Annotated in this window: 11 protein-coding genes and 1 other RNA gene; 6 read left to right on the top strand and 6 right to left on the bottom strand. The window is 48.3% G+C overall.

What is annotated here, in order from left to right; translation table 11 throughout:
* The first annotated feature begins 95 nt into the window (after nt 1-95).
* Both glnK and amtB read left to right on the top strand, forming a co-directional pair.
* Entirely contained in the window at nt 96-434 is a 339-nt protein-coding gene (gene glnK, locus ACX9GV_RS13510) for a P-II family nitrogen regulator (protein ID WP_473195882.1), read from the top strand.
* Between the two features lie 37 nt (nt 435-471).
* Nucleotides 472-1,758 carry an ammonium transporter AmtB gene (gene amtB / locus ACX9GV_RS13505; protein WP_473195881.1) on the top strand — a complete coding sequence of 429 codons (1,287 nt, stop codon included), beginning with the start codon at nt 472-474 and terminating at the stop codon, nt 1,756-1,758.
* A 52-nt stretch (nt 1,759-1,810) separates the two neighbouring features.
* On the opposite strand, the gene tesB is transcribed toward amtB, so the two are convergent.
* The gene (gene tesB, locus ACX9GV_RS13500) at nt 1,811-2,674 is read right to left on the bottom strand and encodes an acyl-CoA thioesterase II (RefSeq protein ID WP_473195880.1); all 864 of its coding nucleotides are present in this window, start codon (nt 2,672-2,674) and stop codon (nt 1,811-1,813) included.
* Between the two features lie 89 nt (nt 2,675-2,763).
* Nucleotides 2,764-3,078, bottom strand: a complete 315-nt coding sequence (locus ACX9GV_RS13495) for an MGMT family protein (protein ID WP_473195879.1) — start codon at nt 3,076-3,078, stop codon at nt 2,764-2,766.
* 225 nt (nt 3,079-3,303) lie between these two features.
* Here ACX9GV_RS13495 and ffs point away from each other — a divergent pair.
* Nucleotides 3,304-3,400, top strand: an RNA gene (gene ffs / locus ACX9GV_RS13490) — signal recognition particle sRNA small type.
* A gap of 300 nt (nt 3,401-3,700) precedes the next feature.
* Here ffs and ACX9GV_RS13485 read toward each other — a convergent pair.
* The 4 genes from ACX9GV_RS13485 to ACX9GV_RS13470 all read right to left on the bottom strand — a co-directional run bounded on the left by ACX9GV_RS13485 (nt 3,701) and on the right by ACX9GV_RS13470 (nt 9,203).
* Nucleotides 3,701-3,904 (bottom strand): HHA domain-containing protein, encoded by a 204-nt coding sequence (locus tag ACX9GV_RS13485; protein WP_023488988.1) that lies wholly within the window; start codon nt 3,902-3,904, stop codon nt 3,701-3,703.
* A 49-nt stretch (nt 3,905-3,953) separates the two neighbouring features.
* The gene (gene tomB / locus ACX9GV_RS13480) at nt 3,954-4,322 is read right to left on the bottom strand and encodes an Hha toxicity modulator TomB (RefSeq protein WP_473195878.1); all 369 of its coding nucleotides are present in this window, start codon (nt 4,320-4,322) and stop codon (nt 3,954-3,956) included.
* Nucleotides 4,323-4,851: 529 nt separating this feature from the next.
* The gene (locus ACX9GV_RS13475) at nt 4,852-7,998 is read right to left on the bottom strand and encodes an efflux RND transporter permease subunit (RefSeq protein WP_473195877.1); all 3,147 of its coding nucleotides are present in this window, start codon (nt 7,996-7,998) and stop codon (nt 4,852-4,854) included.
* A gap of 20 nt (nt 7,999-8,018) precedes the next feature.
* Nucleotides 8,019-9,203, bottom strand: coding sequence for an efflux RND transporter periplasmic adaptor subunit (locus tag ACX9GV_RS13470; RefSeq protein ID WP_473195876.1), 1,185 nt, complete (start codon nt 9,201-9,203; stop codon nt 8,019-8,021).
* Between the two features lie 142 nt (nt 9,204-9,345).
* Here ACX9GV_RS13470 and acrR point away from each other — a divergent pair, with 142 nt between their 5' ends.
* The 3 genes from acrR to mscK all read left to right on the top strand — a co-directional run bounded on the left by acrR (nt 9,346) and on the right by mscK (nt 13,881).
* The gene (gene acrR, locus ACX9GV_RS13465) at nt 9,346-10,011 is read left to right on the top strand and encodes a multidrug efflux transporter transcriptional repressor AcrR (RefSeq protein WP_023491037.1); all 666 of its coding nucleotides are present in this window, start codon (nt 9,346-9,348) and stop codon (nt 10,009-10,011) included.
* An 11-nt stretch (nt 10,012-10,022) separates the two neighbouring features.
* On the top strand, nt 10,023-10,376 hold the full coding sequence (locus tag ACX9GV_RS13460; RefSeq protein WP_473195875.1) for a DsrE/DsrF/TusD sulfur relay family protein: 354 nt from the start codon (nt 10,023-10,025) through the stop codon (nt 10,374-10,376).
* Between the two features lie 106 nt (nt 10,377-10,482).
* Nucleotides 10,483-13,881, top strand: a complete 3,399-nt coding sequence (gene mscK / locus ACX9GV_RS13455; protein ID WP_473195874.1) for a mechanosensitive channel MscK — start codon at nt 10,483-10,485, stop codon at nt 13,879-13,881.
* Nucleotides 13,882-13,888 lie beyond the last annotated feature (7 nt).

The raw sequence follows: 13,888 nt of genomic DNA, 5'->3' as shown, positions 1-13,888 counted from the left end.
ACCCTTTTATCTGCCGCTTAAAGATATGGCATGCCCCTTGCTTTATCCGATGGGTACCAAGCGCTGTTTCTGAACCTGACCTGTGGAGAGACAATATGAAGCTGGTTACTGTGGTGATTAAACCGTTCAAACTAGAGGATGTGCGTGAAGCCTTATCATCTATAGGCATTCAGGGGATGACTGTGACTGAAGTTAAAGGGTTTGGACGCCAGAAAGGTCACGCTGAGCTTTATCGGGGAGCAGAATATAGCGTCAACTTCTTACCTAAAGTCAAAATTGACATTGCCATTGCGGATGACCAACTCGACGAAGTGGTGGATGTGATTAGCCAAGCGGCCTATACCGGCAAAATTGGTGATGGCAAAATTTTCGTTACTGAATTGCAACGTGTTATTCGTATCCGCACGGGTGAGACAGACGAATCTGCACTGTAATGACCGGGTTAGTCAATTGAATGGGGATGGGGTGATTATGAAAAGACTTTTATCCGTGTTAGGCCTAAGTGCGATAACGCTGACCCCTTCCTGGGCTCTGGCAGCACCGGCGATAGCAGACAAGGCTGATAACGCGTTTATGATGATTTGTACTGCGTTAGTGCTATTTATGACGTTGCCTGGTATTGCGCTATTTTATGGCGGTTTACTGCGTGGCAAGAATGTACTTTCACTGTTGACACAAGTTACCGTGACTTTCGCTTTGGTGTGCGTGTTATGGGTCATTTTTGGCTACACGCTGGCGTTTAGTGAAGGTAACGCCTTCTTTGGTGGTTTTCAGACGATTATGCTCAAAGGTATTGGCTTGGACAGTGTGACCGGTACATTCAGCCAATTGATCCACGTTGCTTTTCAGGCTTCATTTGCCTGTATTACGGTGGCGCTGGTGGTTGGCGGCTTTGCTGAGCGTATTCGCTTTTCTGCTGTGATCATTTTCTCTGCCATCTGGTTCACGATTTCCTACTTGCCAATAGCCCATATGGTATGGGGGGGCGGTTTACTGGCAACGGATGGTGCACTGGATTTTGCTGGCGGTACAGTGGTGCATATCAATGCGGCCAGTGCTGGGTTGGTGGGCGCTTACCTGCTGGGTAAACGGGCTGGTTTTGGCAAAGAGGCGTTCAAGCCACATAACTTACCCATGGTATTTACTGGCGCTTCTATTTTGTACATCGGTTGGTTTGGTTTTAATGCAGGTTCAGCTGGCGCGGCTAACGGTGTTGCGGCGCTGGCATTTCTCAACACCATGATAGCAACGGCGGGGGCGATTCTCTCTTGGACCTTTGCCGAGTGGATACTGCGAGGTAAGCCCTCACTATTAGGTGCCTGTTCTGGCTGTATTGCCGGTTTGGTTGCGGTTACCCCGGCAGCTGGGAGTGTGGGGATTGGTGGTGCATTGATTATTGGCCTGGTAGCCGGTGTATCTGGTTTGTGGGGGGTAGTGACGCTGAAGAAATGGCTGAAAGTGGACGATACCTGTGATGTATTTGGTGTTCATGGTGTGTGTGGCATTGTCGGGTGCTTGCTGACTGGCGTGTTTACCGCTTCATCACTGGGGGGAACCGGCTATGCACCCGGTGTGACCATGGGCCACCAAATATGGATACAGCTGTTTAGTGTTATTGTGACGTTAGTGTGGTCAAGTATTGCTGCCTTTATCGCTTTTAAAGTCGCGGATATAGCCGTTGGCCTGCGGGTACCAGAAGAACAAGAGCGTGAAGGATTGGATGTTAACAGCCATGGCGAAAATGCTTATAACCAGTAAATTGGATTACGCTGTTGGATTGACGATGGGTGCCTGAGGCACCCATCGTTATTTAGGCATCATGCTGGCGCAGCACACCTTCTTGTACTGTGCTGGCAACCAGCACACCATCACGAGTATAGAATTGACCACGAACAAAGCCACGGGCACCGGAGGCGGAAGGACTATCCACCACATAGAGCAACCAATCGTCCATGCGGAATGGGCGGTGGAACCACATTGAGTGATCAATAGTGGCAATTTGCATACCTGGCTCAAGGAAGCCAATACCATGGGGCTGTAGTGCTGTGGGTAAAAAATTGAAGTCAGAAGCATAGCCAAGCAGATATTGATGGATACGTAAGTCATCCGGCATCGTGCCATTGGCACGGAACCAGACCTGACGGGTGGGCTCTTCTATACTGCCCTTGAGTGGGTTATGGAATTTTACCGGGCGCATTTCAATTGGTTTTGGGGCGACAAATTTTTCGCGTATTTTTTCTGGCAACATATAGGCCAACTTCTGTGCGATGTCCGATTCCGACATTAACCCTTCCGGTGGTGGCACGTCCGGCATAGCGTTCTGGTGCTCAAAGCCTTGCTCGCCACTTTGGAAAGAAGCAGTCATATAGAAAATAGGTTTGCCATGTTGAATGGCACTGATGCGGCGTGCGCTAAAACTGTTACCGTCGCGCAGGTTTTCCACGTCATAAATGATCGGCTTGCTGCTGTCTCCCGGGCGCAGAAAGTAACTATGAAAGGAGTGAACGCTGCGTTCTACCGCAACGGTTTGCTTGGCGGCGTAGAGGGCTTGACCCACTACCTGACCGCCAAAGACCTGACGCAACCCCAGATCTTCACTTTGGCCGCGAAATAAACCTTCTTCAATTTTCTCCAGATCCAGCAGGGCAAGGAGATTTTGCAGCGCCTGGCTCATAATGTAGTGATCCTCTTGATGATGGGTAAGTGCACTGAATATAGGGATACCGCCGTCACCTATCCTATTATGGTTGAACTGAAAGATACCTACCAGTGCCAACCATAGTGCTGCAAATCAATAGTATGGCTGGGACCAAAAATGACTCCCTCGGCAAGCAATGCCTGTTTTTGGCGTTGAAAGTCGTCACCCTGTAATGAAATTTGCCCAAAGCGGTTCACTACCCGGTGCCAGGGTAGGGTACTGCCTTCAGGCAAACGGCATAACACTCCACCGACCTGACGAGCTGCACGTGGTGAACCAGCCAATTGCGCGACTGCACCATAGGTGGTGACTTTACCGTAAGGAATAGCCGCGACGATATGAAATACTCGCTGACTGAAAGAGGCACGTTCTGCGGTCATTGCTGTTGTTCCTGTTATCTCCCTGCTCATTGAGATTACAGTCAATCCCATGGTAGCGGGCGTAGGTATCCAGGAGGCAAGTGTGCCATAACCGGAATGGGTAAGAAAACAGCGGTTGGTCAGTGGATGGCTTGCTATTTAATGGGCCATCACCGATAATGCCCACCGCTTCGTAGTCAATGGCAGTGAAACTGTCATAGTGAATGAAGCCGTCAATGGGGGCCCTGTTGGTTCTCCCGCAACACTAACTTGTGAACTCGGTCAGGTCCGGAAGGAAGCAGCCGCAGCGAGTGACGTGTGTGCCGGGATGTAGCTGGCAGGGCCCCCACCAATTTGAGCCTTTACAGGCTGCATCATATCTACTGTCTACTTCCAGCTTATACCCAAAATAATTCGCGCAGATTCAATTTGCAGGAACAATATACGCTCGAAATAATTCGAGTTGCATCTAGGTGGCAAGTTCAATAGTTGCTAGGAGCATAGGCAACTATGTGACTGGCGCGAGCTAACGCAGCCAACACCCAAGCTACTTGAAGGATGACGAGTATATCGAAATCCATTCACGGAGTTTGTTCCGGTTCCTGCAATCAGAAAGCCAGCAGTTTATTATGCTTTAAAATTATTATCTTACGAATTTCCAAACCGCAACGGGGATTTTATCGTACAACTTGTTCATGGTCAGTTCGGCAAGACGGTGGTCTGCAGCAGAGTAAAACAGTTCCAACTCGTTGTTAGAGAGTTCGTATTTATTCTTTTCAATGACACGTTCTAGAGTGTCAATGGTCGTGCATTTACGTAGGCGCATCAGATAGTCAATTTTTGTCATGGTAACCTTTAATCTTAAAAACAACACAAATAATCGAAGCGAATTATCCCTAAGTTTTTATCGTGGTACAAATGCTTTCTCCTGCGAGCATTCTGAAAGTTCGCATTTTGGTTTCCTGCCAGCGATGCAGGTCGGCATTATTAATACTAAAGCTGCTGAACACGGTATAGGTATCATCCAGATACTCTTCAACCAATGCCGATAAATCATTTTCATCCATGTATTTAATTTTAAAACTTATTACAAAAGAAGCAATATGCTCAATCAAGTCATTAAGCTGAAGGTTGTCGCTAGACGTTGGATCATTAATCCAGCCATGCTGACTGTCACCCAAGGTGGCAATGCCCTCGTCATACAAGCTCTCACACAGGAATTTAAGCTGAGCAATATCATGCTGCTTAGTTGAATACTCATCCATATCGCCTCCCGTCAGCCTTAATTTCGGTGCCGATAACACGCTGTGAGTACATGAAGCTACATCATTTTTTGCAAAATTTAACACTGGGTCAATAATCGCTTAGTACCATAAATATAAACCATTACTTGCTATCTGGTTTGTTGATATTACGGAAATTTACAATTTACTCGCCGTTATTGTTTATGTGTCTCGCGCTGAGGTCATTGTTGGTTAGGCAGCGAGTTATTGTGTCGCTAATGTAACCTGACTACAGATATCCAAGCCAGTGTTGAAAATGATTTAATCATAATTATAACGCATAGCTGATTTTTATTGCAGAACTTTATAATATCAAAAAAACTAATGTTATTTCAATGTGGTGAACATTTTTTGAATAGAACTTTAATCTATACCTGAAATAACTAGAGTGGTTTGCAGCGGCTACGAAAGGAGCGAAGCTGATGAAAGAGCCGAGTAACGTTGCGCGGCCATCGTCTTATCATCCACTGAGACCGCATGGGCGGCCTCAGTGGATTAACAACAAAAATGATTATTGACGATCAATAGGGTGGCTATGATCCAGGTCTTCGCTCTTTTTACTGAAACGGCGGCGAACCACCACAAAGAACACCGGAACAAAGAAGATGGCCAATACCGTTGCGGTAATCATCCCACCCATTACCCCGGTACCTACTGCATTCTGGGCACCGGAACCAGCTCCACTGCTAACAACCAGCGGCATAACACCGAGGATGAAGGCCAATGATGTCATCAGGATGGGGCGCAGACGCATACGTACCGCTTCCAACGTTGATTCAATGAGCCCCTTACCTTCTTTATCCATGAGGTCTTTCGCAAATTCTACAATCAATATGGCGTTCTTCGCGGAGAGCCCGATGGTCGTCAGTAAGCCAACCTTGAAATAGACATCATTTTCCAGCCCACGAAAGCTGGTGGCCAAGAGTGCACCTATCACCCCAAGAGGGACAACCAGCATTACCGAGAATGGAATTGACCAGCTTTCGTACAATGCCGCCAGACACAAGAACACCACGATCAGTGAGATAACATACAGTGAGGTGGACTGACTGCCGGACAAGCGTTCCTGATAGGACATACCTGTCCAGTCATAGCCGATACCGCTTGGCAGTTTGGACGCGAGTTGCTCCATCATATCCATTGCTTCACCGGTACTTCGCCCAGGCACCGCCTGCCCGATAATTTCCATTGATGGCAGCCCGTTATAGCGTTCAAGACGCGGCGAACCGAATGACCAATGGGCTGAAGCAAAGGCGGAGAAAGGCACCATCTGACCACTGCTACCGCGGACATACCATTTATTAATGTCTTCGGGCAACATACGGAATGGGGCATCAGCCTGTACATAAACGCGTTTTACACGACCCCGATCGAGAAAATCGTTAACATACGCGCCGCCCAGCGCCGCACTGATGGTACTGTTGATATCGTTAAGGGAAACCCCTAATGCCTGCGCTTTCTCCTGGTCAATATCCAGTTTGAATTGTGGTGTGTCCTCCTGACCATTCGGGCGCATCCCGGTCAGTAGGTCTGGGTGCTGTGCTGCCATACCCAGTAACTGGTTACGCGCCTCTGTCAGCTTTTCATGACCCAGGTTAGCCTGATCGATCAGTTGGAAGTCAAAACCGCTGGCGGTACCCAGTTCGATGATCGCAGGCAGGTTAAAGGCAAACACCAAGCCATCTTTGATCTGAGAAAATGACCCCATAGCACGGCCAACAATAGCAGGTACTTTATTGGCGGCACCGCTGCGTTCAGACCAATCTTTCAAACTGACAAACGCCAAGCCAGTATTCTGCCCTTGGCCGCTGAAACCGAAACCGTTAACGGTAAATACCGAGTTAACGTTGTCTTTTTCTGCGGTCAGGAAGTAATGGTTCACTTCCTCCAATACTTTCTGTGTACGTTCCTGGGTGGCACCCGCAGGCATTTGCACCATCGTTAACAACATTCCCTGGTCTTCTTCCGGCAGGAAGGAGGAGGGGAGGCGCATAAACAGAACAGCCAGACCTACGACGATCAGCAGGTAAACCATCAGGTAACGGCCAGTACTGCGCAGGATATTCGCCACACTATCAGTATAGTGATGGGTACTCTTTTCAAACAGGCGGTTGAACCAGCCAAAGAAGCCGGTGTTGATACCATGATCCCCTTTGGGGATCGGTTTAAGCATGGTGGCGCAAAGTGCCGGGGTCAGGATTAATGCCACCAAGACCGATAGCACCATGGCAGAAACAATGGTTATTGAGAATTGGCGATAAATGGCACCTGTTGACCCACCGAAGAAAGCCATGGGGATAAATACCGCAGACAACACCAAGGCGATGCCAACCAATGCCCCTTGGATCTGTTCCATTGATTTCTTGGTGGCTTCTTTGGGCGAAAGCCCCTCTTCAGCCATAATCCGCTCAACGTTTTCCACCACCACGATGGCGTCATCAACCAGCAAGCCGATTGCTAGCACCATACCAAACATTGTCAGGGTGTTTATCGAGTAACCAAAAGCAGCCAGAATCGCGAATGTTCCCAACAACACTACGGGCACTGCGATGGTAGGGATCAGCGTGGCCCGGAAGTTTTGCAGGAACAGATACATCACCAGGAATACCAGGATGATCGCTTCCACCAGGGTTTTTACTACTTCGTGTATGGATATTTTAACGAAAGGCGTCGTGTCATAAGGGTAAACAACCTGCAAGCTGGCAGGGAAGAACGGTTGCAGTTTACTCAGCTCTGCTTTAACCGCCGCCGCAGTATTGAGCGCATTGGCGCCCGTGGCCAGCTTAATACCGATACCTGATGCAGGTTTACCATTGTAACGAGCAACAACATTATAGCTTTCTCCCCCCAGTTCAACCTTGGCTACATCGCTCAGACGCACTTGCGAGCCATCTGCATTGACTTTCAGTTGGATTCTACTGAATTCTTCCGGTGAACTCAGGCGGGTTTGGGCAATAATAGAGGCGTTTAACTGCTGGCCTTTTACCGGAGGTGTACCACCAAGCTGGCCACCAGCAATCTGGTTGTTCTGAACTTTGATTGCCGCAATGACATCACTGGGCGTCAGTTGGAATTTGTTCAGTTTATTCGGGTCTAGCCAGATACGCATGGCGTACTGAGCACCAAAGAGCTGAACAGTACCCACCCCGGGTGTACGACTGATAGGATCTTTGATATTGGAGCCGACGTAGTCTGCGATATCTTCCTGAGTCATACTGCCGTCTTCAGAAATAAAGCCCGCTACCATCAAGAAACTACTGCTCGACTTTTCTACGCTAACCCCTTGCTGTTGAACTTCTTGTGGCAGCAATGGCATGGCCAGTTGTAGTTTGTTTTGTACTTGTACCTGAGCAATATCAGGATCGGCACCTGAGTCGAATGTCAAGGTAATCTGAACGTTGCCTGCCGAGTCACTGCTGGAGGACATATACAGCAGATTATCGACACCGTTCATATTCTGTTCAATAACCTGTGTGACGCTATCCTGCACGGTTTTAGCATCAGCACCGGGATAGTTTGCGGCTATCGTCACTGCGGGCGGCGCAATGGTAGGATATTGAGCAATAGGTAGCTTCACGATTGACAGGAGACCCGCCAGCATAATAATGATGGCGATGACCCAGGCAAAAATGGGGCGATCTATAAAGAACTTAGCCATGTGTTACCGGCTCCTTTTTATCACTTCTTAGCGGGTTCAGAGGGTGCCTGTGTGGCTGCCTGGCTATCAACTTCTTGTGCTTTCACCTCAACCCCGGGTTTGATCTTTTGTAGCCCGGTAACAATCACGCGGTCACCAGCCTTTAGGCCAGCGGTGACCAGCCATTTATCACCAATAGCTTGCTCGGCGGTCAAGATACGCTGCTCCACTTTATTATTCGCCCCAACAACCAGTGCGGTTGCCTCACCCCGTGGGTTACGGGTAACTCCCTGTTGTGGTACCAGTAAGGCATCGTTGCGCACCCCTTCATCCAGGCGGGCTCGTACAAACATACCGGGTAACAGTGTATTATCGGGGTTAGGAAAGATAGCGCGGATGGTGATAGAACCGGTGGTTTCATCCACGGTGACATCGGAGAACTCCAGCGTGCCTTCTTGAGCATATGCTTGCCCGTTCTCAAACAGTAATCTTACTTTGGCTTTACCGTTCTCTTGTTGCAGGCTGCCGTCGGCCAGCTCTTGCTTTAAACGCAGGTAATCGTTACTTGATTGGGTGACATCCACATACATGGGATCCAACTGTTGTACGGTGGACAGTGCAGTTGCCTGACCACTGGTCACCAGCGCCCCTTCAGTCACGGTAGATAGCCCGATGCGCCCAGAAATCGGCGAGCTCACCTTGGTATAAGCCAGGTTAATACGCGCACTTTCCACCGCAGCTTTAGCCGCGACTACCGCAGCATTGGCCTGTAACTGGTTAGAAATGGCGGTATCGTAGTCCTGTTTACTGATGTAATTGGTGCCCAGCAACGGTTTATAACGGTTGACTGTCAGGCGGGCGATATCTGCAGCGGCTTGCGCTTTGGCCAGATCCCCCTTGGTGCTGTCATAGGCAGCCTGATAGGTGGCGGGATCAATTTGATACAGTGAAACACCTGCTTTGATATCACTGCCTTCAACAAAGTTGCGCTTCAGAATAATGCCATTGACCTGAGGGCGAACTTCGGCAATGCGATAGGCGGCAGTACGGCCAGGTAGGTCTGTTGTGATATTGAGCGGCTCTCCTTTCAGTGTCACTACCCCTACAGAAGGCATTGGGCGTTGACCACCGGATTGGGCGTCTTTGTTGTCACATCCTGTAAGCACTAAGCTGCCTGAAAGCATGATAATTGCCGCCAGAGGCATTAACCCTCTGTTTTTGTTCATAGAAAAACCTCAAGTGTTCGATTTCAAAATGATCAATGGATCACAGCTTGAAAAACCCATTGCTGCGTTAATATTTTGTGGGTGCTATAATACATACATTCGCGAATGTATGTAAGTCACACACTCTTAAAAAAACAATGCTATGGCACGAAAAACTAAACAACAAGCACAAGAAACGCGACTACAGATCCTGGATGCCGCTGTGAGAGAGTTTTCTGAGCGCGGCGTTTCAGCCACCTCTTTGACCGATATTGCTACTGCGGCAGGGGTCACTCGCGGTGCAATTTATTGGCACTTCAAAAATAAGGTAGACCTATTTAACGAAATTTGGCAGCAATCAGATTCGAAAATAGGGGATTTAGAGTTAGAGTATCAAACAAAGTTTCCAGATAATCCACTACGTATTTTAAAGGAAATTTTGATTTACGTTTTGATTGCGACAGTCGATGACAGTCGTCGCCGCGCCTTAATGGAGATCATTTTTCACAAATGTGAGTTTATTGGTGAAATGGTGCCAGTGCATGATGCACGTAAGGTGCTTTACCTTGAAAGCTATGAACGTATCGAACGGGTCCTGCATAATAGCATCGCTCGTGGTCAGCTTCCTGCTGATCTGCATACGCGCCGAGCTGCGGTGGTACTACGTGCCTATATCACCGGGCTGATGGAAAATTGGCTATTTCTGCCAGAAAGTTTTGATCTGAAAGCTGATGCCAGCGCCTTTGTGGATGTTTTCCTTGAAATGGTGCAACTGTGCCCCTCTTTGCGGGTAAAATCGTCGCTATCGGCAGACCTACAAACTGAATAAGGAGAACTTCTATGTCATCCCTGTTACTGATTGCCAATGGTGCAGCTTACGGTCAGGAATCACTGTTTAATGCACTGCGTTTGGCTATTACCTTAAAAGAGCAGCAACCTGAGCTGTGCCTGAAACTGTTTTTAATGTCCGATGCTGTTGTGGCCGGCATCGCAGGGCAACAGCCGCGTGAAGGGTATAATTTGCAACAAATGCTGGAAATACTTACCGCGCAACAGGTACCGGTGAAGTTATGTAAGACTTGTGCTGATGCGCGCGCGGTTAGCCAGTTATCCTTGGTTGATGGTGTTGAGATTGGCACATTGTTGGAGTTGGGGCAGTGGACCCTGGCTGCTGATAAGGTATTGACCTTCTGATTTCTGTTGGAATTTTAACCGGTCATCCCCCGCTACATTTTTATTATTCATTGTCAGCCTGTGATCATGCTAATCTTGAGACTTCATTGTTGAATGACATTAAGCCATGAGTTGCAGGCCAATCATCTATTACTACCAAGTTGCTTTTCGTTACGCCCGGGGGCCTGTTTTCCCTGGCCTGGTTCCTTTTCTGTTATTGCTGATAGCGCTGTGTTTGCCGCTAGGTGTTTTCGCGCAAGCGAGTGAAATTCCTGCTCGCAGCGAAGTCCAGAGCCAACTTGATGCGTTGAACAAACAACAAAACCTGACTGAGGTGGATAAACTTTCCCAACAGGATTTGATCCGCACGCTAGAAATACTCGATACGCTGGAACGTACCAAGCAGGAAGGTAATCAGCTTAAGCAGCAACTTCAGCAAGCGCCGGCAAAGTTACAGTCGATACTTAAAGATCTCGACATACTGAAAAGTACCACCAATGATGAAGCGGCAACGCGGGCAGAATTGGTGCCTCTTTCATTACGCCAGTTGGAGCAACGCCTGTATAAAACCCTGGATGACCTCCAGGGTGAGCAGCAAAACCTCTCGACCTATAGCAGCCAACTGGTTTCTTTGCAGACACAGCCTGAACGTGTACAAAGCAGTATGTATACGGCTTCTCAGCGCTTGCAGGAGATACGCAATCTTCTCAGTGCACAAACGCCAGGGCAGCAACCTTTACGTAACAGTCAGCAAGTGATGCTGATGACCGAACAATCGCTGATTAATGCGGAGTTGGAGTTACAACGCAGAAGGTTGGAGGCGAATACGACTTTACAGGATATTTTGCAGAAGCAGCGTGATTACACCACGTTACGTATTGATGCTTTAGATCATCAGGTCCAGATATTGCAGGAAGTGGTGAATAGCAAGCGGTTGACGCTGTCAGAAAAAACGGCGAAAGAAGCGCAAGCCCCAGAAGATGCCACAGATACACAAAGCATTAAGCTGGTTAGTAATCAACTGGATATCAACCGTAAAATCAGTCAGCGGCTGATTACAGCCACGGAAGAGAGTAATACACTGTTTCAGCAAAATATTCAGGTAAAAAACTGGCTGGATCGCGGCTTGCAATCAGCACAGAACCTGAAGGAACAGATCCAGGTATTACGGGGGAGTTTGGTACTGTCACGCATCCTGTATCAACAGCAGCAAAATCTGCCCCCTAAAACCTTGGTGACAGATTTGAGTGCTCATATCGCAGATTTACGCCTGGAACAATTTGAAGTCAACCAGCAGCGTGATGCGTTGTTCAAAGGGGATGACTTTGTCAACCAACTGCTGGCTAACAGCAAAGAAAAAGCCGATAGTGATGCGAGTGATGCGCTAAACGATATTATTGTTATGCGCCGTGAGTTGCTCGATCAACTCAATAAGCAACTTAATAATCAGTTGTCGCTGGCTATCACCTTGCAGGTTAATCAACAGCAACTGACCAGTGTCTATACCGCGATGCAACATACCCTTACCCAACAGATTTTCTGGGTTAACAGCAATAAGCCGATTGATTTAGCCTGGCTGGAAGCGATGCCGGGGGCGCTAAAAGATCAGTTTGCCCGGCTGGATTTCAAGTTCGACACCGACCAAATGGTATTGGGAGCCGAAAAGTCAGCCGTTTTCCTGATTCCTATGGTGATAGTGATTGGCCTATTGCGTTGGCGTAATCGTGCCATTAATAACTATTTGAAAAAACTGACCAATGATATTGGGCAGTTAAAACGTGACAGCCAACTCCATACCCCAAAAGCCATTGCGCTGACATTATTACAAGTGTTGCCTGGGGTACTTTTGATACTGGGTACCGGGTTTTGGTTCTATTGTGCAGAGATTAGCATTAGTGACTTTATTTGGGCACTGTCACGACAGCTCGCGCTGCTATGGCTGGTATTTGCCTTGATTTTTCGCCTCTTGGCCCCGGGAGGTATTTATCAGCGCCATTTTAATGCCAAACTTGACCTTTGTAACCACTACCGTCGCCAGTGTATCAAGCTTGGCTTGACGTTATTACCGCTGATTTTCTGGTCCATACTGGGCGAAAAAAATCCCTCCAAACTGGTTGATGATGTTATCGGCCAGGTGGTGGTGATCCTGACTTTATCCCTGCTAACGGTATTGATGTATCCTATTTGCCGTAACAGTTGGCGTGAAAAAAATAACCATGCAGTAAGATTGTTGGTAGTGACTGCATTGGCGGTGACCCCACTCATTCTGCTGGGGTTGATGTTTATGGGGTATTTTTATACCGCGTTGCAATTGGCTGGGCGTTGGATTGACAGCCTGTATCTATTCTTCTTGTGGAATATCGTCTATCAGGCTGTGATCCGTGGTTTGAGCGTCGCCGCCCGTCGTCTGGCTTATCGTCGCGCTGTTGCGCGCCGCCAGAATCTGGCGAAAGAGAAAGAGGGTGCCGAAGGGATTGAACCGGTTGAAGAAACGCCCTTAGCGTTGGAGCAAATCAACCAGCAATCTCTGCGCCTGAGTACCATGGTGTTATTTCTGATTTTCGCCAGTGCCTTCTATGGGATTTGGTCAGACCTGGTAACCGTTATTTCCTATCTCGATAGCATCAGTCTGTGGCATTACACCAGTAGTGTCGCTGGTAGCGTGATACCGAAAGCCGTGACCTTGGGGAATTTCATGGTGGCTATCATTGCGGTGATTGTTGCTTATGTCATGACGCGCAATTTACCCGGTTTGTTGGAAGTGCTGGTGCTATCACGGCTACAACTACGAACCGGCACCTCTTATGCGATTACCACGATGCTGACCTATCTGATTACGGCGGTGGGTACCATCACTGCTTTGGGGTCGTTAGGTGTATCATGGGACAAGTTACAATGGCTGGTGGCGGCACTTTCGGTGGGGTTGGGTTTTGGTTTACAGGAAATATTTGCCAACTTTGTTTCTGGCTTGATTATTCTGTTTGAGCGCCCGGTGCGTATTGGTGACACCATCACCATCGGTACCTTCTCTGGCTCAGTTAGCAAGATCCGCATCCGTGCGACGACTATTGTCGATTTTGATCGCAAGGAAGTGATTATTCCCAATAAAGCGTTTGTCACCGAGAGGCTGATCAACTGGTCTCTATCAGATACGATTACTCGAGTACTGATCAAGGTCGGGGTAGCTTATGGTTCTGACCTGGATAAGGTTAAAGCGGTGCTGTTGCAAGCGGCGCAAGAAAACCCACTGGTTATGACGGATCCTGAGCCTGCCGTATTCTTCCTGAGTTTTGGCCCCAGTACTCTGGATCATGAGCTGCGTCTGTATGTGCGGGAATTGCGTGACCGTAGTTACACGGTGGATGAGCTGAACCGAGCCATTGATCGTTTGTGCCGAGAGAATGGTATTAATATTGCGTTTAACCAATTGGAAGTTTATTTACATAACCGCCAGGGTAATGAAGTGCAAGAAGTGAAACGTGGGCTGAGACCAGATCCAGAGAGTGATACTCAAACCGCCTCGTAGTCTGGCA

It is taken from the genome of Serratia sp. 25CWL12 (assembly GCF_055790885.1).
Note: the sequence above shows the minus strand (reverse complement) of the source record. Positions and strands in the feature narration are given on the sequence as shown.